The sequence below is a fragment of the Mycetocola spongiae genome, from assembly GCF_020424085.1.
Classification (GTDB): domain Bacteria; phylum Actinomycetota; class Actinomycetes; order Actinomycetales; family Microbacteriaceae; genus Mycetocola; species Mycetocola spongiae.
In genome coordinates this window covers 2,552,603-2,571,887 of the sequence record NZ_CP080203.1, presented here as the reverse complement: position 1 = coordinate 2,571,887, position 19,285 = coordinate 2,552,603, and the positions used below count along the sequence as shown (strand labels likewise).

13 protein-coding genes are annotated in these 19,285 nt (G+C 68.1%); 5 read left to right on the top strand and 8 right to left on the bottom strand.

Annotation, left to right across the window (positions count from 1 at the left end; translation table 11 throughout):
* Positions 1–49 precede the first annotated feature (49 nt).
* The gene (locus tag KXZ72_RS11825; protein ID WP_226081131.1) at positions 50–505 is read left to right on the top strand and encodes a CBU_0592 family membrane protein; all 456 of its coding nucleotides are present in this window, start codon (positions 50–52) and stop codon (positions 503–505) included.
* Here KXZ72_RS11825 and KXZ72_RS11820 read toward each other — a convergent pair.
* Positions 502–2,994 carry a helix-turn-helix domain-containing protein gene (locus tag KXZ72_RS11820; RefSeq protein ID WP_226081130.1) on the bottom strand — a complete coding sequence of 831 codons (2,493 nt, stop codon included), beginning with the start codon at positions 2,992–2,994 and terminating at the stop codon, positions 502–504. The two genes, KXZ72_RS11825 and KXZ72_RS11820, sit on opposite strands and share 4 nt — an antisense overlap.
* A gap of 220 nt (positions 2,995–3,214) precedes the next feature.
* Here KXZ72_RS11820 and KXZ72_RS11815 point away from each other — a divergent pair, with 220 nt between their 5' ends.
* Positions 3,215–6,535 (top strand): Ig-like domain repeat protein, encoded by a 3,321-nt coding sequence (locus KXZ72_RS11815; protein ID WP_226081129.1) that lies wholly within the window; start codon positions 3,215–3,217, stop codon positions 6,533–6,535.
* Positions 6,536–6,692: 157 nt separating this feature from the next.
* On the opposite strand, the gene KXZ72_RS11810 is transcribed toward KXZ72_RS11815, so the two are convergent.
* Positions 6,693–7,961, bottom strand: coding sequence for a DUF1254 domain-containing protein (locus KXZ72_RS11810; protein WP_226081128.1), 1,269 nt, complete (start codon positions 7,959–7,961; stop codon positions 6,693–6,695).
* A complete protein-coding gene (locus KXZ72_RS11805) occupies positions 7,958–8,923 on the bottom strand; it encodes a DUF1254 domain-containing protein (protein WP_226081127.1) in 966 nt (321 codons plus the stop codon). The genes KXZ72_RS11810 and KXZ72_RS11805 overlap by 4 nt, the downstream gene beginning before the upstream one ends.
* A gap of 141 nt (positions 8,924–9,064) precedes the next feature.
* Between KXZ72_RS11805 and KXZ72_RS11800 the strand changes: the two genes are divergently transcribed.
* Positions 9,065–9,736, top strand: coding sequence for a GAP family protein (locus tag KXZ72_RS11800; RefSeq protein WP_226081126.1), 672 nt, complete (start codon positions 9,065–9,067; stop codon positions 9,734–9,736).
* 77 nt (positions 9,737–9,813) lie between these two features.
* On the opposite strand, the gene KXZ72_RS11795 is transcribed toward KXZ72_RS11800, so the two are convergent.
* Positions 9,814–12,447, bottom strand: coding sequence for an AAA family ATPase (locus tag KXZ72_RS11795; RefSeq protein ID WP_226081125.1), 2,634 nt, complete (start codon positions 12,445–12,447; stop codon positions 9,814–9,816).
* 140 nt (positions 12,448–12,587) lie between these two features.
* Here KXZ72_RS11795 and KXZ72_RS11790 point away from each other — a divergent pair, with 140 nt between their 5' ends.
* Positions 12,588–14,276 (top strand): SulP family inorganic anion transporter, encoded by a 1,689-nt coding sequence (locus KXZ72_RS11790; RefSeq protein ID WP_226081124.1) that lies wholly within the window; start codon positions 12,588–12,590, stop codon positions 14,274–14,276.
* Positions 14,277–14,296: 20 nt separating this feature from the next.
* Here KXZ72_RS11790 and guaB read toward each other — a convergent pair whose 3' ends face one another.
* From guaB to groES, 3 genes are all read right to left on the bottom strand, one after another.
* The gene (gene guaB / locus KXZ72_RS11785) at positions 14,297–15,799 is read right to left on the bottom strand and encodes an IMP dehydrogenase (RefSeq protein ID WP_226081123.1); all 1,503 of its coding nucleotides are present in this window, start codon (positions 15,797–15,799) and stop codon (positions 14,297–14,299) included.
* Between the two features lie 151 nt (positions 15,800–15,950).
* Positions 15,951–16,913 carry an EamA family transporter RarD gene (gene rarD, locus KXZ72_RS11780; protein WP_226081122.1) on the bottom strand — a complete coding sequence of 321 codons (963 nt, stop codon included), beginning with the start codon at positions 16,911–16,913 and terminating at the stop codon, positions 15,951–15,953.
* Positions 16,914–17,049: 136 nt separating this feature from the next.
* Complete coding sequence (gene groES / locus KXZ72_RS11775) at positions 17,050–17,346, bottom strand: co-chaperone GroES (RefSeq protein WP_226081121.1); 297 nt, start codon at positions 17,344–17,346, stop codon at positions 17,050–17,052.
* A 177-nt stretch (positions 17,347–17,523) separates the two neighbouring features.
* On the opposite strand from groES, the gene KXZ72_RS11770 reads away from it, so the two are divergent.
* The gene (locus tag KXZ72_RS11770) at positions 17,524–18,711 is read left to right on the top strand and encodes a THUMP-like domain-containing protein (RefSeq protein ID WP_226081120.1); all 1,188 of its coding nucleotides are present in this window, start codon (positions 17,524–17,526) and stop codon (positions 18,709–18,711) included.
* On the opposite strand, the gene KXZ72_RS11765 is transcribed toward KXZ72_RS11770, so the two are convergent.
* On the bottom strand, positions 18,708–19,235 hold the full coding sequence (locus KXZ72_RS11765; protein ID WP_226081119.1) for a hypothetical protein: 528 nt from the start codon (positions 19,233–19,235) through the stop codon (positions 18,708–18,710). The genes KXZ72_RS11770 and KXZ72_RS11765 overlap by 4 nt on opposite strands.
* Positions 19,236–19,285 lie beyond the last annotated feature (50 nt).

The following is a 19,285-nucleotide window of genomic DNA, read 5'->3' as shown; positions in this document are numbered from 1 at the left end:
TCCGCTGCCCTCACCGGGCGTTCCGGAGCGTTGTTGAAAGAGTATTGCCGTGGAGATTTCCGCCCTCGTTGTGGCCGCCGGCTGGATCGGTGCCGTATGCACCGTGCTTGCATACGGGCTACTCAGTGCGGGAAAACTCGGCCCGGAATCGATGTTCTTTCAGATCGCCAATGTGGTGGGCGCGGGCCTGCTCCTGATCAGCGCTGCCACCAATGGCGCGTGGCCCTCGGCCGTGGTTAACGGCATCTGGATCCTGATCGGCGCCCACGCCGTCTTTGGCCTCGCGCGTTCGCTGCGTCGCCGCCGCAGCGAGGCCCTCGCGGCCCAGACCTCCTTCGCCGGCTCCGAGTTTAATAGCGAGTCCTTTGAGGCCGAGGCTGAATATGTGGAGCTTGCACCGACGCTGATCATGCCCGTCATCACGGCCGACATGATCGCCGAGGCGCGCGAGGAGCGCCGCCTCGATGTCTCGGCCGATACCGGCCGCCTCTCGCTCGCGGGCTAGGGTCCGCCCGCGGCCGGGCCCCGCCCACCCGCCGAACCCAGCACAGCGGATAGTTCCGCGCGGCGGGAGATTCCGAGCCGCGTGAAAACATGCCCCAGGTGCGTATCCACCGTGCGCACCGAGAGATGGAAGCGCTCGGCGATCTCCGCGCTGCTATAGCCCGCGGCCGCCTGCCCGGCAATCTCATACTGCCGGGCGGTGAGGAGCGGTCCGCGGGCCGCCGCCGGGACCCAGAGGCCCAGGCGATTAAGCTCGGCCTCGGCCAGTCCCGCGGCCCGGTGGTCCGCCCGCACCAGCGCATCGGCATGCGCGAGCAGCGCCGCCGGGAACGCGCCGTCCATCCCCGCCCCGGCCTCGGCCAGCTCCGCGCGGGCCCGCTCGCGCTCGGCCCCCGCGGTGGCGAGCACCAGCAGATATCGGCCACGCACCTCGGCCACGCGGGAATCCGAATGGGCGGCCAGGAACCGGCGCACGCGCGCCGCAAACTGCGGCTCGCCGAGGGCACGATCCACCAGCAGCAGCTTAAACGCGCTCTCGCTCGCGACCGAGTGCCGGGACGTGGCGGATTCCGCGCGGGAGCGATCGCGGGCGGCCCGCGCCCCGGGCAGATCGCCGGACATCGCGAGCGCCAGCGCATAGCCCGCCCAGGTCATCGCCCGGGAACCCAGCGGATCGGTCACCGCAAGATGGGAGAGCGCCCCGCGATAGCTGCCCAGCGCATTGGTCCAGCTGCCATAGGCCGCGCTGATATGGGCGATGCCGGCCTGCTCCAGTCCCCCATCAAAATGATGGCCGGCATGCTCACTCGCGGAATAGATCTGTCGTGCCCGCACGGGGTCCCCGAGCCAGAGGCAGGCCCAGAACCGCGCGGTGATTAACTCGGTGCGTAACCAGTGATGCTCGGTGGGCCCGCGATCGATCGCGGCGAGCGCGGCGGTGGAGAGCGTAAGCGCCTCGGTCAGCCGGCCATCCAGCGCGAGCCCCAGGGCAAGCGCGGGGATCAAAACCACGCTTCCGGCATCCCGCCCGGCCGGCCCCGAGAGCCATTCCCGGAGGGGTGTGATCGCCTCGACCCCACGGCCGGCCGGGGGCATCCGCAGCAGTAGCTCGGTGCCCAGACGGAGCCGGGCACGCTCATAGTCCGGGCCGCCTCCCGCGGGGAGCGCGGCGAGGGCCGCGAGTATCGGGGCGCTCGCGCGCTGCGGGCCCGCGCCGGCCGGGGGCAGGAGATCCGCGGTGACCACCGCGAGGTGCGCCTCCAGCAGCGCCCGTTCCCCGCCGGGTGCACACCCCACCAGGACGCTCTCGGCGCGCCGGACATCGGCGCGTGCGGCGTGGGTATCTCCGCGTTCGCGGCGCATCGCGGCACGCAGGATCAGCGCCGCGGCGAGGTCCGGCTCCGAGCGCATTGAATGCCCGATGATCCGGTCACACAGCGTGATCGCAAGCTCGGGTCTTTGCAGGGCATCGGCGGCGTGCGCGGCGTGCAGGAGAAGCGCGGGGTCGGGCTGGAGGCCGCCCTGGATCATCCAGTCCACCCGGCGGTAAAGCGCCGCGGGGGTCTCCGGGCCCCGCCCCGGCGGAATCCGGGCGAGGAGTTCGCGGCGGCGCGCGGGATAAACCAGACCCCGCAGTACCTCGCCGTGGAGGGGATGGGTGAGGGCCGCACCCTCGGTATCCGTGCGCACAAAACCGCGGTCGATCAGCGCCCCGAGAGCTGCATCCGGCACCACGCCGGCCAGCAGATCCGGCGGGATTATTCCGGCGAGCGAGAGCACGTCCAGAAGCTGCCGTTCCTCTGCGCTAAGCGGTTCGAGGTCCATGCGTACCGCGTCGGATACGCGGCGATCGGGCAGCAGCGGGGCTGTCCACACCCAGGAATACCGGTCGCGCGCCAGGTCACCGTTCTCAAGCAGTGCCCGGGTGAGCTCGCGCAGATAGAGGGGATGTCCCGCGGTGAGATGGTGCAGCCGATAGGCGGTCTGCTGGGCGGGCAGGTCTCCCAGGGCGGCACTCAGCACGGCCAGCACGGTCTCCAGGTCCAGGCCATGCACCTCGTGCCGGGCCAGGAGGTCCGCGCGCACGAGGGCGAGCAGCGGCGCGGGCAGCGCGGCACCGTGATGCGCGGTGAGGAGGAGGGTGAGGCTTCCGGCGCGCACGCGCCGGGCCACGCGCGTGACAAGATCCCCGGAGAGCGTGCGGGGATGATCGATCAGGAGCACCGGGGCGCCCTCGGCGGGGCCGTCCTCGCCCAGCCAGGCGCAGAGCGCCCCCTCCTCGCCGTCGTGGGTATATCCGATGCGCCCCTGCGCCACCAGCCGGGCCAATGCCGCGCGGGCGAGGGTGGTCGCCCCGATACCGGGCACCCCGAGCAGGAGGACGCCTCCGGGCGCGACGGATTCCTCCGTCGCGGAACTGGCGGCGATTATCGCCGCCAGTTCGGCCGCGCGGAATAGGACCGGCCAGGGTCGGGGGGAGGGTGCGGGCATGGCTATCTCTACGGGGGAGGGAACACGGGACTAAATCGCGATGATTCGTCGCGTTTGAGCGTACTCCCTCCCGGGCTACCCGGGAAATCCGCACTTCCACGCGATTTACGTATTTTCTACCGATGCCTCGGGGACGCCTCTCACCCTACCCTCGGGACTGGATATCCCTGCCCCCGGGCGGGGATAATCCTCCCCCAAAATTCTTGTGAAAGGCATTCCCATGCAGCAACCCCGCCACGCGTCGCCCCCGCGACCCGCGCGCCTTACCCGAAAGATCGGGGCGCTCACCACGGCCCTCGCGCTGTGCGCGACCGGCCTTATTGCCGCCGGCTCCCCCGCGTTTGCCGCCCCGAGCGAGCCCGAGATACAGACGGTGACGCTTGCGAATAACGCGAGATGGACGGTTCCCGACAACGTGACCAGCGCGTTTATCAAGGTGGCCGGGGCCTCCGGCGGCGATACCGCAAGCGCCCAGGGCGGCGCCGGCACACTCCTCACCGGCAACCTCCGGGTGAAGGCGGGCGAGGTTTATATCGCCACCGTCGGCACCCGGGGTGCCACCTCCGGGGCGGCCGGCCGGGGAGCCGGTAACGCGCCCGGTGCCGGCGGCAGCGGCGTCGCCGGCACCGGCGCGACGGCCGCGGCCGGCCAGGGCGCGGGCGGCGGAGGCGCGAGTTCACTCGAATATAGAGGATTCCCCCTCGGTAGCATCATGGCCATCGCGGCCGGCGGAGGCGGCGCGGGTGGCGGTGCTACCGCGTTGACCAACGGCCCCCTCGCGTGTGCGGGTGGAAACGGCGGATCCAACCAGGGTGCGGGTGCTCCCGGAGACCCCGCCTGTGCGGGTGCGGGCGCGGGCGGGGTCGCCGGCTCGAAGCTCTTCTATGGCGTCGCGGGCGAAAAAGCCGCGGGCCCCATCCGGGCTGCCGCCCTCTCCGGTGGAGGCGGAGGAGGCGGAGGCGGTAACGAGAGCGGCCGCGGCGGAGCGGGCGGAGATACCAAGTATCAGCGCCCCACGGCACAGGATGGCGCACCGGGTGGCGGCGGAGGATCCGGCATCTCGGCATCGGTGGATCGCAACTATCTGAGCGAGCGAACGCTTTCAGCGGCAACCCCGGGTGCTCCCGGAAGCGTCGTGATCTCCTTTCAGGTGACCGATCCCACCACCACCACGATCACGGATATCCCCGGCTCGGTGGTATCCGGACAGCCCGTGAACCTCACCGTCCGGGTGGCCAATAACAACACCAATATTCCCGCCGGCGAGCGGAGGGTGCCGCGCGGCACCGCCACGATTTCGCTGAACGGCACCGCCGTTAAGGCGGTTGCGGTCGACGGAACAGGCGTGGTCAATACAACCCTGGACGGAATGCCGCGCCGCGCCGCGGCGCACGAGGTGCGGGTGAGCTATGTTCCGGCCGATAGCACCTTTGCGGCCTCGCAGTCCTCAATCTCCCGGTTCACCGTGCAGACGGCCGATACCGTCACCACACTGACCACCGAGCGCGCCCGGGCACCGATCGGGGTGGACCGAGTCCTCACCGCACAGGTATCCGCGAAGGCCCCCGCCGCGGGCGCCGTGGGTGCGGGCAAGATCATCCTCATGAAGCGCGTGGGCGGCAGCTCCACCCAGGTTTCTACGGCCGATTACAGCGGCTCCCCCGTGGACTTCACGGTGCCCGCGCCGAGCGTTACCGACGCCACCGGCACGCTCTATTACGCCCAGTTTATTCCGGCTAATTCGAATACCGCGTTCCGCGGCTCCATCGGCGCGGATCTGGGAATCATCGCCTTTAAGCCCACGAGCAGCATCCTGCTCGGCCTGGATAAAACTCACTCCGTGGTGGGCGAGCCCCTGTCCCTGATCGCCACGGTTCGGGCCGAGGAATCTGTGCCCACCGGTGAGGTCACCTTCACCGTAAACGGCGATTTTCATAGCGTAAACCTGGTGCCCGCGACCGATGGCAGCGCTGTGTCCACCGCGACCCTGGCCATTCCGGCCGAGGCCCTGGCCGATACCCGGGTCCTTCTCTTTGGCGCCCGCTATGAGGGCACGCCGCTGATCTCGGGCTCCACCGCGAACGCGGTGAGGTATATCCCCGGCAATGCCTCGGCCACGATCACCGCGACCCCCGCCACAGCGACTCCGGTCTCCGGCGACTCCGTGGACTATACGGTCACGGTGGCCGTGACCGAGCCGGGTGTGGCCTCGCCGAACGGTCGTGTGATCCTGCGCGATTCCACCGGCACCGAGCTGGGTGGCGCCGATCTGACGGTCACCGCAGGCACCGGAACCGCCACGGTGAACACCGGCGCACTGCGCGGTGGCACACACAGCATCCACGCCGAGTATGCCGGTAATGACAGGGTCAACGCCGCAGTCGGCGAGCCCGCCGACCTCGTGGTGGCGGCCACCGCAACCACGGTCACCGTGCTCCCGATGCAGGAATCGGTGCGCCTCGGCGCGACCGCCCGCTTTACCGTTCTGGTCTCCGCGGGCGAGAACGCTCCCGAGGTAAATATTGCAGGCACGCCGTTTGCCCGCTTTAGCGCACTCGCGGGCCCCGAGCCCGTGACCGGACAGGTTCAGTTGAACGTGGATGGCGTCCCGGTGGGCGATCCCGTGGATCTTAATAACGGGATCGCGACCCTCGCGACCACCCCCTCCGCGGCGGGTGAGCAGGAGATCACCGTGGACTATCTGGGCAGCGCGGACTCCGCGGCTCGCACCAGCACCCCGTTCACCCTCACGGTGGACAAGGCAAGCAGCGCGGCGCTGATCTCGGCCGATAAGAGCTCCTATTTCTTTGGAGACACGGCCGTCGTGACCGTGGTGATTCCCGGCGTGGGTGACATTCTGCCCACCGGAAACGTTGTATTTGACCTTGCGGGAGCTCAGACCACGGTCCAGCTCCTCGCGGGCCAGGCGCAATATACCATCGCCGTGGACGAGGGTTCGGCCCCGGATAAAGAACCGCGCAGCCTTCTGCTGAGAGCCACCTATTCGGGGGATGATAACTTCGCCGCGGCTCCCCGCGTGGAGACGACCGTGACGTTCAGCGCTCGGGACACCACCCCGACAGAGAACCCCACGGATAACCCCACCGGGAACCCGACGGACAACCCCACAGGGAACCCCACGGATAACCCGACCGGAAACCCGACGGACAACCCCACAGGGAACCCCACGGACAACCCGACCGGAAACCCGACGGACAACCCCACAGGGAACCCCACGGACAACCCCACCGGGAACCCCACCGAGAACCCCACGGATAACCCGACCGGTAACCCCACGGGTACCCCGGGCGATACTCCCTCGGGCGCCCCGACCGGCACCCCGGGCGATTCCGTCACCGCGACGGCGCAGCCCGGCGCCGGGTCCACCACGACGGGTACCCCGGCCCCGGCCGCCCCGGTCGTGAAGGACGGCCTGGCCGGCACCGGAGCCGAGGGAGCCCTGCCGCTCGCCGGTCTCGCCCTGGTCCTGCTCCTCGGCGGCGTGCTGATGCGTGCCCGTCGCCAGGCGGCACGCGGCTAACCCGCCCCACGCCTCGGCCCCGGCGCGCACTAGCGCGCCGGGGCCGAGGCTTCTCTCCCGGGCCCACGGCTTGGGGAAACGGCGGGGCGTCAAAACCTCCCTTGCACCACAACGGGGCCTCGCCATTCGGCGAGGCCCCGTTGTGGTGAATACCGGCCTAAACCGCGTGGATCTCCGGATAGGTATAGGTCTCGTTCAGGATCGCCTCCCCCGGCACATACAGCCGCAATACCAGGCGGAATGCCTCCCCCGGGGTGGGCAACCAATTGGCGCGTTCCTCCGCATCGCGCGGCTCGTCGTGGGCCAGCGTGATCCGCAGCGATCCGTCCTCCCGATAGGAAATACCGGCCGTGCGATCCCCGATTGAATAGCGATCGATCGGGTTATCTACCAGGTAATAGCGCGGAATATCGTAGAGCGTGATCGACCAGAATGCCCCCACCGGCGGCCGCTCCGCAAATATAATCCGATACGTCTTCTCCCCGCTCAGCGGGGCACCCTCGATATCCGTGAAGGCCTGCGCATATACGGCCTCATAGGCGTGGTTGCCCCAGAGCCCCAGGCGGCAGGCCACCGCCCGATCCACGATGCGCTGCTCCGGATCGGTATTCTTCCAGCGCGGCTCGTCCACCGTGCCCAGGCCCAGCGCGTAGAGGTTATAGTCAAAAAGATGCAGGCCCACGGTCCAGCCGTTATAGACCGGGGCAGTACCCGCGAGGCACTCCCGTTCGAGCTTCGCGATCCCCTCGCTATAGGCGCGCTCCCGCTCATCCGGGCCCGCATCCCAGAGGGGACTCAGCTCAGCGATCAGCCCGGCCTCCTCGACCGGCGGTATAAACGCGCGCGACCAGGACTCCGCCTGCGCCCAGAACTCCTCCGCCGCCGAGGACTCCGCGGCCGGGGCCTCGGGGATCCCGGCGAGCGCCGCATCGGGATTCACCGGGATCAGGAGCGTGGCGTCCTGCACGGCCGCCACGGCCGCCACATCCTCGGGGCCGGTGCAGGCGAAGCGCCCCACGATCGAGAGCACCGCGGTGGAGGAGCGGATCAGCGGGAGCCGCGTCTCGCCCTCCCAGCCGGGCGGGACAATCAGGAAGCTTCCCGCGCGGTTCCCCGTGGCCCGCGTTCCCACATAGGCGATGTTATTGGTCCAGGCGTCCACAAATTGCAGCACATAATAACGATCCCCGGTATCCGGTACCTCGAGGCGCACGGGGCCTCCCGAGAGGTCCAGCTGCGCCATCGAATAGATCGTGTCGTTATTAATGGTGACAAAGGTATCCTCCGGGCCCGCGAGCTTGCGCGCATGGGAGAACGTATTGGCCGCGGCCGCCGGATTGGAGCCGATTCCCGTGGTCAGATACCGGCGCACCTGACGCAGGTTCTCCACGAGCGGGTAATAGTACAGATAGGGATCGGCGGTCATCGCTTCTCTCCCTCGGTCTGCAGGGCGGTCACGGGCGGCAGCGCCCAGCTATGGTCCAGGACCTCGGGGCGCGGACGGTAATAGCGCACCAGGAAGTTCCAGCCCGGCATGATGCTCAGATAATTGGGCCGGGAGAAGTCCCCCGTGCCGAAGTTCACGGTGGCCGAGCCATCGGCATTACGCTCCGCCGTGATGCTATTCACCGTGTTCAGGCCGTGCTCGGTGGGCACAAAAAACCCCTCGGCGTTATAGAGGGATACCGACCAGAAGGCATCCACCGGGACATCCGCGATCCGCAGCTCATATTCCCCCTCGGGCAGGCCAAGATCCACGTTTTGATAATAGGCCTCGGTCTCGGGCAGCCCGCCCCAACCCGATGCGGCACCCAGCAGATGCCGGATCGGCTCTACCTCCGTGGCCGCCCCAAAGGCCCCCGAGAATCCCTCCAGGCCGCGCGAGAGTTCCAGCAGAGCGTTGCGGGTGGCGTCCAGGGACGCGGGCTCATAATCGGGCAGGATAAACGGCCGGGACGCCGCCGCGTTCACGCTCAGCTCGTCCTGCAGCCGGTTCACGGCCTCCACATCGGCCGGGTCCGTGGGATCCACAAGAATCCGCACCGCGATGGCCACAAAATCCGTGCCCAGTTCCTCGGCCGAGAGCCGATAGGTTCCCGGAGCGTGGATCACACGCGGAATATAGTGGTCCTGGGTGATCAGCGCCACCGAGAGATAGCGGTCACCGGCATCGGGCACACTCAGTACCGCGCCCGCCGAGACATCCACCACCGCGACGCTATAGAGCGTGTCTCGGTTCAGGCGGATCACCACCTGTTTGCTCAGATCGGCGGGAACCCGATAGTGCTTCCACCGCCCCACTCCCCCGGTATCGGCCAGGAGGCCCGCAAACATGCGGTTGCTCTCCGCCCGAATAAAGTTTTCCACGGTTACCCGTATTGCGCTCATACTGCCTCTCCAATGCTCATAAACGATGAATGAGTTTTATTAAATTTTCTCGACGCATCTGCCCCGTCGGCGCTAGCGTGAGGCTGATTCCACGGGGTCCAACCGGGCCCCGATCGACCCTCAGCCAAAGGAGAACCCATAATGGGTCCCGCACTCGGAGATTCACTCCCCCTCATGATCGGTGTGGCACTGAGCCCGGTCCCGATCATCGCCGCCATCCTGATGCTGCTCTCGCCGCGCGCGCGATCCACCGCGCCGGCCTTTTTGATCGGCTGGTTCCTGGGCATCGCGATCGCGCTAACCGCGTTCAGCCTGCTCGCCTCGATCCTCCCCGAGTCGGGCGAGCCCGGCCCGCAGCCGATCATCGGCACGATTAAGATCCTGCTCGCGGCGGGCCTGCTCTTCCTGGCCATCCGCCGCTGGCGCGGCCGCCCCGCCCCCGGCGAGGATGCCCCGCTGCCGGGCTGGATGTCCTCGATCGATAGGCTGCACGCACCGGCCGCCCTGGGCCTGGGCCTGGCGCTCTCGGCGCTGAACCCCAAAAACCTGGTACTCGCGGCCTCGGCCGGGCTGATCGTGGGAGCGGCCGGGATGGCCACGGGTTCGCTGGTCGTGACGCTGCTGATTCTGGCGCTGCTCGCCTCGCTCACCATCGCCGTACCGGTGTTGTTATACCTGGTACTGGGCGCCCGGCTCGCGGGAACGCTGGACACGCTGCGCGTCTGGCTGGTCCACAATAACGCCACGGTCATGGCCACGCTCCTGTTGGTCTTCGCGTTTGTTGTGCTGGGCAAGGGCATCGCAAGCTTTTAGCTCCGATGCCCCCAGCCTCGCGCCCCGGGGAGGTCGCCACAAGACTTCCCCGGGTAGATTCATCCAGAGATGATGACCTAGAGCCGGAAGCGAATCGCCTCGCGGCGCGTGCCCACCCCGAGCTTCAGATAGATCGACCGCTGATGGGTGCGCACCGTATTCACCGATACGTGCAGGGTGCGCGCGATTTCCTCGGCCGTCATCGTGGTGCGCAGATAACCAAAAACATCGCGCTCGCGCGGGGAGAGCCGCGCACCGGCCCGGCCCACCTCGGAGGGCACGAGGCGGGTGGCAAGAAACTCCTCGTGGGCGCTGCCCCAGGCGGCGTGATCATCGAGGAACGCGGCGAGGTCTCCCGCGGCGGCAAAGGGCCGCAGCACGTTCTCGGGCGCTCCCCGGTCCAGGGCCCGTTCCAGGAGTTTATGGGCGGCCGCGGTCTCGCCGCGTTCCCGGCGAATCAACGCGGAGGTAACCAGCGCACTCGCGGCGATATAGGACGCGCTCGCGCCCACGGAGATCTCGCCCAGTGCGCGCAGTGCCGATGTGGGGTCCCCGGCGCGGCGATAAATCTCCGCGGCAAGCACCCGGGTCACGGGTACGTGAGGGGAGGCATCCGTCTCGCGTAAGACCGCACATGCGGCGCGCAGGTCCCCCTCGGCTGCGCGCAGCTCGGCCTCCGCAATGCGGCGATAGACCGGCCACGGCACCCCGTAGGCCTCGGTATCGGAAATTCCCGAAAGATGGCGCGCGGATTCGGCGATATCGCGGGCATCGCCCGAGGCGGCCGCGGTCAGCACCGCGTAGATCCGGGCGAGGGCGGGATAGGAGGTCCGCTCCGTGCTGCGGCCCAGTATCTCCGAAAAACGCTCGCGCGCCGCGGGCAGATTATTCTGCCAAAAATCGATAAATCCCTCGGCAAATACGGTGATTTCCCCGTCGAGTCCGGCGCCCGGATCGGGCACCGTATCCGCCCGCAGCGAGCCAATTAATGCGCCGGCCGCGGCAAAATGTCCGCCAAAACTCAGCGCAAATATCAGGTTGCCCGAGATTCGTCGATCCAGCAGTTTCAGCCCGGAGGCGCGGGCCTCCGCCCCGGCGGAGCGGAGGAGGCGCACGGCATCCCCCGGGTTGCGGCGCAGGCGCAGCTCCGCACGGCCGAGCAAAAACAGGGAGTAGGCGCTGGGGCCGGCCGCGGAATCCGCGGAGGCCATCAGCGCACGCATCCGATCGGCGGCCCCGAGCAGCGTGTCCCGGTCATTGGCCAGCAGCAGTTCCGCCCCGGCACGCGTGGCCGCGGCCCGGGACAGGATCGGATCGGGCAGATCCGGTGCCGAGGATCCTGGGGCCCGGCGCTCCGGGTCGGGCTCGCCACCGTCGCGCTCCACAAAGAGCGCGCGGGCGCGCGCCGCGAGGGTGAGCGAGCCGGGGGTATCCCCCAGCGATTCCAGGCAGCACGCCCGGATCAGGAGGATTTCGGGATCGCTATCCCAGGGGGCCGGGAGCGCGAGGCAACACTGGTTCAGCGCCGAGGCATCGGACTCGCTGACCAGGCGCATCCAGGACCCCCGGATGATCTCCACCGCATGCTCGGTATCCCCCGCGCGCAGGGCATGCCGGATGGCCTCGGTGGGGAAACGCTGCGCCAGCTGGAGCGCGGCCGTGCTATTCAGCGCGCGCAACAGCTCGGGGTTGTCCCGTCCCAGCGCGAGGCGGCAGTGGCGGGCAAAAATATCGTGCCAGCGGTAGACACACTCGCCGTCCTCGCCGAGGAATCGCGAGAGGAAGAGCCCCTGCCGCACACACTCGTCCAGTAGCGCGGCCGCATCGCTGCGCCCGGTGAGCGCGGCGGCCAGGCCGTCGCCCACGCGTGAACACGTGGTGGCGCGGCGGATGAACTCCGCGAGGTCGGGGCGCAGGGAGCCGAGGATGCTCTCGGAAATAAAATCGGTCAGCAGTGGGTTCAGGGCCGGTTCGGCATCCGTGACCCCGGCCGGGAGCGGGTTATCCGCGCGCAGCGCGAGGTCCACGGCCACGGGCCATCCCCCGGTCAGCTCGGCCAGCTCCCGCACCCGCGTCTCCGGGAGCGGGCGCTCCCGCTCCCGGGCGGTTGCGGCGATCTCCTCGGCGTGCAGGCGCAGGTCCTCCCCGTCGAGGACCCGGGCATCGCCCGCGATCAGGGCCCGGTTAAAGGTTTTTTCCAGCCCGCCGGTGCCGGCGAGGACCAGGCGCAGCGCGGGTCCGGCGGAGTACGCGAGGGCGCGCAGCAGTGCCCGCGCCTCCTCGCTCTCGGCCCGATGGGCCTCGTCGATCACCAGGGTCAGCGGTATGCGCCGCGAGCGCAGGGCCTCCACTAGCCGGTCGAAGGCCGCCTCGGTGCTCTCGGCGCGGGGCAGCGGCGCGGCGGGATCGCCCTCCTCCCATACGCGCTGGAGTGCGCTGAGGATCGCGGTGAGTACCCGGCCGGGGCTGCGATCAAACTCGGTCAGGGTGATCCAGGCCACGGGCCGCGGATGCCGCCGTGCCCAGTCGGCGAGCGCCGTGGTTTTGCCATAGCCGGAGGGGGCACACAGCAGCAGCGGGGAGTATGTGGCGCTCGCGTGATCCAGGAGGTCACTCACCCGGGGACGCGCCGCGATGCCTGGTCGCGGCTGCGGCGGCACGGTCAAAAACCAGGGGGCCTCGGCCCAGGTTTCGACGTCACTTCCTTCCATAACGGCAGTGTATTGCGAACACTCGTTAGCTGGCGCTATTTCTCCAAATATCTCATGTGCAACTGATGACTTCTCTCCGGAAGGCTCGGTATCGGCCGCCGCGGGCGACACACTGGATGCCGGGCGAAAGGTGGACGGTCATGAGACTTCCGTGGAGTGGGCTGGGTCGCACAACCCTATTCGGCGAGATCACGGCGGGGATCACGCTACTCGCGATCTCGGTGCCGCTGAATATCGGATATGCCCAGATCGCCGGGCTCCCCGCCTCGGCCGGGCTCTATGCGCTGATCGTCCCCACCCTGATTTACGCATTTCTGGCCTCCTCCAAACACGTGGTCGCCTCGCCCGATGCCGCCTCGGCGGCCCTGGTCTTTTCCTCGCTCGCGGGGCTCGGCATCGCGGGCGATAACCTCCCGGTGATGGCGGCGGCCCAGGCCCTGCTCAGCGGGCTACTCTTCGCCCTGGCGGCGATCTTCCGGCTGGGGTTTTTGGCCACGTTTCTCTCGGCCCCGATCCTGATCGGGTTCATCTCCGGGCTGGCCCTCGAGATTCTGCTCTCCCAGATCGCAAAGATGCTGGGGATTCCGCTGGAACACAACGCCGGCTTTGCCCGCGGCGTCCTCACCCTCCTGGGCTCCCTGGGACAGACCCACGGCTGGTCGCTGCTGATCGGCGGGGGCTGTCTTGCGGTCCTGATCCTGGGGCGTCGTTTTGCCCCGCGGGTCCCCTGGGCCCTCGTGGTCCTGGTCCTCGCCGGTGCCGCGGTGCAGGTCTGGGGCCTGGCCGCACACGGAGTTGCCGTGCTGGGGGAGGTTCCCGCGGGCCCGCCCGTGCTGGAGATCCCCCTGGTTCCCTGGGCCGCCTGGCTCTCGCTATTACCCTCGGCCGCGGCCCTGACCCTGGTGACCATGGCGGAGGGCCTGCTGCTCTCGCGCTCCTATGCGGAAAAGAACGGCGAGACGGTCTCGCCCAATCGGGACCTGCTCGCATTTGGCGCCGCGAATCTCGCCGCGGGGGTCTCCGCCTCCTTCTCGGTGGGCTCCTCAACCTCGCGCAGCGCGGCCATGGACCAGCTCGGGACCCGCACACAACTGCCCAGCCTGGTACTCGCCGCCGGCACCACCGTATTGCTACTGTGCGGCACCGGGCTCCTCGCGGTGATCCCCGCGCCCGCAATCGGGGCGGTGGTGGCGATCGCCGTATTCCGGCTACTCGGCTATACCGAGTTTTTCCGGCTCTGGCGGCGCTCGCGCGGCGAATGGGTGATTGCCCTCGCCTGTGTCCTGGGGGTGCTGACCCTCGGCCCGCTTGGTGGGCTCGGCGTGGCATTTATTCTGTCGCTGATCGCGCTTGCCCGGCGCGCGGCGGCGCCCCCGATCGATATTCTCCTGGGCTCCACCGATCCCACCGTGTCCCTCCTGGACGGCGTGGGTCCCGGGGAGCAGACCGCCCCCGGGGTGCGGGTCCTGCGCTTCGCCGCCCCGATCTTTTTTGCGAATGGCGGATTGCTGGCCTCGCGACTCACGGAGGGCCTGGACGGGGCCGTCCCGCCCATCCATGCGGTCATCCTTGACCTGGAGGCGGTGACCGATATCGATATCACCGGGGCCGATGCGCTGCGCGGGGCCCGGGACCGGCTCACCCGGCGCGGCATCTCCTTCGCCTATTCGCGCATGCGACCGGGGCTGCGCGCGCGGCTCGATGAGCTGGATCTACTGGCCGGCACCCGCGAATTCCCGACAAACCGCGAGGCGCTGCACTCGGTGCTGCGCCTGCCGGATACCGCCCCGGGCCCGGGGACAGAAAAGGGCCCGGCCACCTCGCGGTGACCGGGCCCGATGAGCGGAGACTATCCGCGATAATTGGGGGCTTCTACAACCATCTGGATATCGTGCGGGTGGCTCTCCTTGAGGCCCGCCGCGGTGATCCGCACAAACTTGCCGTTCTGCTTAAGCTCGGCAATCGTGCGTGCGCCCACATAGAACATCGACTGGCGCAGGCCACCGATCAGCTGATAGGCCACGGCCGCGAGCGGGCCGCGGAAGGGCACCTGACCCTCGATGCCCTCGGCGATGAGCTGGTCATCGCTGGGCACATCGGACTGGAAATAGCGGTCCTTGGAATAGGACGTCTTTTTGCCGCGGGTCTGCAGCGCGCCGAGCGAGCCCATGCCGCGATACTTCTTAAACTGCTTGCCGTTAACAAAGACCAGGTCGCCCGGGCTCTCGGTACATCCGGCGAGGAGCGAGCCCAGCATCACGGTATCGGCGCCGGCCACGAGGGCCTTGGCGATATCACCCGAGTACTGCAACCCACCATCGGCGATCACCGGAACCCCGGCCTCGCGCGCGGCCAGCGAGGCCTCGTAGACGGCGGTGACCTGGGGAACACCCACGCCGGCCACCACGCGGGTGGTGCAGATCGAGCCGGGGCCCACGCCCACCTTAATGGCGTCGGCACCGGCGTCAATCAGCGCCTGGGCGCCGGAGCGGGTCGCGACGTTTCCGCCCACGATATCCACCTTATTAAAGCTCGGGTCGGCCTTGAGGCGGCGGATGATATCAAGCACTCCGGCGCTATCGCCGTTGGCGGTGTCCACCACGATCATGTCCACACCGGCATCGCGCAGGGCGCAGGCGCGCTCCCAGGCATCGCCGAAGAAACCGATTGCGGCACCCACCCGCAGGCGGCCCTCATCGTCCTTGGTGGCATCGGGATACTGCTCGGATTTTTCGAAGTCCTTCACGGTCATCAGGCCGCGCAGCTTGCCGTCCTCGTCCACCAGCGGAAGCTTCTCGATCTTATGCTCGGCAAAGAGCGCGAGGGCCGCCTCGGGGGCGATGCCCACGGGGCCGGTGATCAGCGGCATCGGGGTCATTACGGCGGAAACGGCGGTGGTCTCCACCTCGGCGGTGGGGACAAAACGCATATCGCGGTTGCTGATGATACCCACCAGCGTGCCGTCCTCGGTGACCACGGGCAGGCCCGAGACCCGGAACTCGCCACAGATCGCGTCGACCTCGGCCACGGTGGCATCGGGGCCGGTGGTCACGGGGTTGGTGATCATTCCCGATTCGCTGCGCTTGACCTTATCCACATAGGCGGCCTGGTCCTCGATCGAGAGGTTGCGGTGAAGCACACCGATGCCGCCGTGGCGGGCCATCGCGATGGCCATCCGGGCCTCGGTCACGGTATCCATCGCCGAGGACAGCAGCGGGGAGTTCATCGTGATGCGCTTGGTCAACCGGGTGGCGGTCTTCGCCTCACTCGGAATGACGTCGGTGTGCCCGGGAAGGAGCATCACGTCGTCGTAGGTCAATCCAATGAAACCGAAGGGATCCGGCTGATCCATATTTCCCCTTTTGTGAAGGCCCGCGCACGGGAAAGTGAATGTGTGGCTCGGGGCCTGGGATAAAGCTCCGATAGTCCATGTTAAGCGAAAACCGGGAGGATTTATTTCCACCCCATTCCCGCACACCGCCGCCGCGGGCCGGCGCGCCCCGCTACGGCCCGATAACGGGCGGAATTGGGCCGGTAATCGGCGGGATCTCGCGGCGATTGCGGCGGGCGCTGACCACCAGGTCCACTGAGAGAATCACGAGCGAAAGCCAGACGATTCCAAATCCGATCCAGCGCGCCACCGGCATCTCCTCGCCGAGCACCAGCCAGCCGATCACAAACATCATGGTGGGGGCGAGATACTGCGCAAAGCCGATCGCGGTGAGCGAGATGCGGCGCGCGGCCGCGGCGAAGAGCAGGAGCGGCACGGCCGTGGTGATTCCGGTGCCGATCACCATCGCGGTCACGAGCGGCGGCGAGTGGAATAGGTCCAGCGTGCCGCGCGTGGATTGCAGATAGCCGAGGATGATCGCGGCCACCGGCAGCAGCATCAGCGTCTCCAGGAAGAGCCCGGGCAGCGCGCCCACGCGGCCGCCGAGGCCCTTCTTCAGGAAACCGTAGATGCCAAAGGAGAACGCCAGCAGCAGCGCAAACCACGGGAACGTGCCAAAGCCAATCGAGATGATCACAAACGCCACGGCGGTGGAGCCCAGGGCAAACCACTGCCAGAACCGCAGCCGCTCGCGCAGGAAGATCACACCGAGCAGGATCGTGACCACGGGGTTCACAAAATAGCCCAGCGCGGCCTCCACGATATGACCGGTGGAGGTGGCCACCACATAGGTCTGCCAGTTGAGATAGATCACGAGGCCCGCGACGGCGATGATGCCCAGCAGCTTGGGCGAGCGCAGCAGCCGCGTGGTCTCTCCCCAGCCGCGCGTGATCGTGAGCAGGAGCGCACAGAGGATCAGCGTGAATACGATTCGCCAGGCCACCACCTCAAAGGGGTTAACGGCGGCGATATAGACAAAATAGAGCGGTAGGAGGCCCCACAGCAGATAGGAGCCGAGGGCATAGGCGAGGCCGCGACGGGTCTCCGAGATCGAGGTGGGTGGCGCGGCGGCCATGAAATACGTCCTTTAGTGCATGGGTGGGGGCTGTGGCCGATCGCCGAGGGGATCGGGCGCACAAAAAATCTCGACGCCCGGATGGCGAACCATCCGGGCGTCGAGAGCAAAACTCTGCGAGTTAAAAACTCGGGTACTAGCGAACCACTACGGCGAGGACGTCGCGAGCCGAGAGGACCAGCAGGTCTTCCCCACCGAACTTCACCTCGGTTCCGCCGTACTTGGAGTAGATGACCTTATCGCCGACGGCGACGTCGAGGGGGATGCGGTTGCCGTTATCGTCGATGCGGCCGGGGCCTACGGCCACAACCTCGCCCTCCTGGGGCTTCTCCTTGGCGGAGTCAGGGATAACAAGGCCGGAAGCAGTGGTCTGCTCCGCCTCTACCTGCTTGATGACGATGCGATCCTCGAGCGGCTTGATGGAGACCGACACGTTTGACCTCTTTCTACACTAAGACTTGAGTTAGCACCCTCACGTCGAGAGTGCTAATAGACAGTCTAGGGAGTCGTTGGCACTCACGCAATGCGAGTGCCAACCGGGGGACGCAATTCACAGTGATTACGGACAGTCAGTGCCGCGGGCCGCGCGCCGATTGGTAGGTTGGGAGCCGTGGAGAGAAACGAATTACTCGAGCTGCTGACCCCGGAGGGGCTGCGGCTCCTTGATATCCTCTCCGCCGAGGAGAATCCGGGCGATCCGGTGGCCCGCGTGAGCCGCCTGCGCGCCGCGGGGCACTCGCCCACGCTCGTGGCGGCGGCCCTCACCCAGGATCGGCTGCGGCGCAAGGCCACGGGCAAATTTGCGGAGTTCGCGGGCCGGATGCTGTTTACCCAGGCGGGCCTGGAGCAGGCCACCCGGCTGCGTGTCGCGGCACTGCACGCGGGACGCTTTCGCGAGTTGGGGGCCACGAGCCTGGTGGACCTGGGCTGCGGCATCGGCGGGGACGCACTGGCCGCGGCCGCGCTGGGCATCACGGTGACCGCGGTGGAACGCGATGAGATTACCGCGACGCTCGCGAGCTATAACCTCGCGCCCTTTGATAATGCCCGGGTTGTGCATTCCCCGGCCGAGGAGATCGACCTGGGCGCGTTTGACGCGATTTTCCTGGATCCCGCGCGGCGCACGGCGGGGCATGCCGAGACATCGCGGCTGACCCGCGCGGCCGATTATTCGCCGTCCCTGGATTTTGCGTTTGGCCTGGCCGAGACCACCCCGGTGGGCATTAAGCTTGGTCCCGGATTTGACCGCGAGGATATCCCGGCGGGCTGGGAGGCCCAGTGGATCACGGTGGACGGGCAGGTGGTTGAGCTCGGGCTCTGGTCGCCCGCGCTCGCGCGCCCCGGCATCACCCGGGCGGCCCTCGTGATCGGCGCGGACGGGATGCACGAACTCACGGCCGCGGAGGACAGCCCCGATGTGGACGTGCGGGACCTGGGTGAATATATTTATGAGCCGGATGGTTCGGTGATCCGCGCCCGCCTGATCGGCGATCTGGCGCGCACGCTGGAGGCCGGGATGCTCAGCCCCGGCATCGCCTATCTCACGGGCGACCTCGCGGCGGATACCCCGTTTGCCGCTCGTTTCCGGGTGGTGGAGCGGTTCAGCCTGGACGAGAAGCTTTTGAAGCGCGAGCTGCGGGCGCGGGATATCGGCACGCTTGAGGTGAAAAAGCGCGGAGTGGATATCGATCCCGCGGCCTTCCGCAAGCGGATGGCGCTAAAGGGGAAGGCCGCGGCCACGCTGATCCTCACCCGCATCGACGGCCGCCATGCCGCGCTGCTGGTTGAGCGCGCCTAGCCGAGAATCAGGCCAAAAATACGGATGATGCTATAGACCATCCAGAGCGCGCTGAGCAGGATGCCGATCAGGCCGAGGGTGCGGGCGGTGCGGGCGCGGGCCGAGGCGGGGTCGCGGGAGAGACCGCGCGCGGCCAGGATCACGGCAAGAATGCTCAGGGGCAGGGTCCAGCCAAAAACGATCCCGCCCACCACCCCGATGAGGCCCAGGATAAATGCCGCGGTGGTCCCCGCATCGGCCGGCAGCGCGGGCGCATAGCCCGCCCCGGGATATTGCGCGTGGGGCCCGGGCGACGCGGTCGCGGCGGCGGGAATGGTGGCGGGTGCCGGGGCGGCGGGAACCCCGCCGATCGAGGGCTGCTCGGGGATATATGCGGGCTCGGCGGGCACGCGGGCGGCGCTATCGGGGGCAATCCCTGTCACCGGGACGGCGGCACCAAAGCCGGGGTCGCTCGGGGCGGCGAAGGCGATCGCGGGATCCTGCGCGGCCGCGTCACCCTCCTCGGGTATCTGTGCGTGCGTCATGACCGCCCCTTCCGTCTCGGAACTCGTGTGTGGTTCGAGGCTAACCCATT

What these genes read in the sequence shown, in the direction of transcription:
- KXZ72_RS11820 (WP_226081130.1), bottom strand. Translation starts at nt 2,994, where the DNA reads ATGCCCGCACCCTCCCCCCGACCCTGGCCGGTCCTATTCCGCGCGGCC.
- KXZ72_RS11815 (WP_226081129.1), top strand. Translation starts at nt 3,215, where the DNA reads ATGCAGCAACCCCGCCACGCGTCGCCCCCGCGACCCGCGCGCCTTACC.
- KXZ72_RS11810 (WP_226081128.1), bottom strand. Translation starts at nt 7,961, where the DNA reads ATGACCGCCGATCCCTATCTGTACTATTACCCGCTCGTGGAGAACCTG.
- KXZ72_RS11805 (WP_226081127.1), bottom strand. Translation starts at nt 8,923, where the DNA reads ATGAGCGCAATACGGGTAACCGTGGAAAACTTTATTCGGGCGGAGAGC.
- KXZ72_RS11800 (WP_226081126.1), top strand. Translation starts at nt 9,065, where the DNA reads ATGGGTCCCGCACTCGGAGATTCACTCCCCCTCATGATCGGTGTGGCA.
- KXZ72_RS11795 (WP_226081125.1), bottom strand. Translation starts at nt 12,447, where the DNA reads ATGGAAGGAAGTGACGTCGAAACCTGGGCCGAGGCCCCCTGGTTTTTG.
- KXZ72_RS11790 (WP_226081124.1), top strand. Translation starts at nt 12,588, where the DNA reads ATGAGACTTCCGTGGAGTGGGCTGGGTCGCACAACCCTATTCGGCGAG.
- guaB (WP_226081123.1), bottom strand. Translation starts at nt 15,799, where the DNA reads ATGGATCAGCCGGATCCCTTCGGTTTCATTGGATTGACCTACGACGAC.
- rarD (WP_226081122.1), bottom strand. Translation starts at nt 16,913, where the DNA reads ATGGCCGCCGCGCCACCCACCTCGATCTCGGAGACCCGTCGCGGCCTC.
- KXZ72_RS11765 (WP_226081119.1), bottom strand. Translation starts at nt 19,235, where the DNA reads ATGACGCACGCACAGATACCCGAGGAGGGTGACGCGGCCGCGCAGGAT.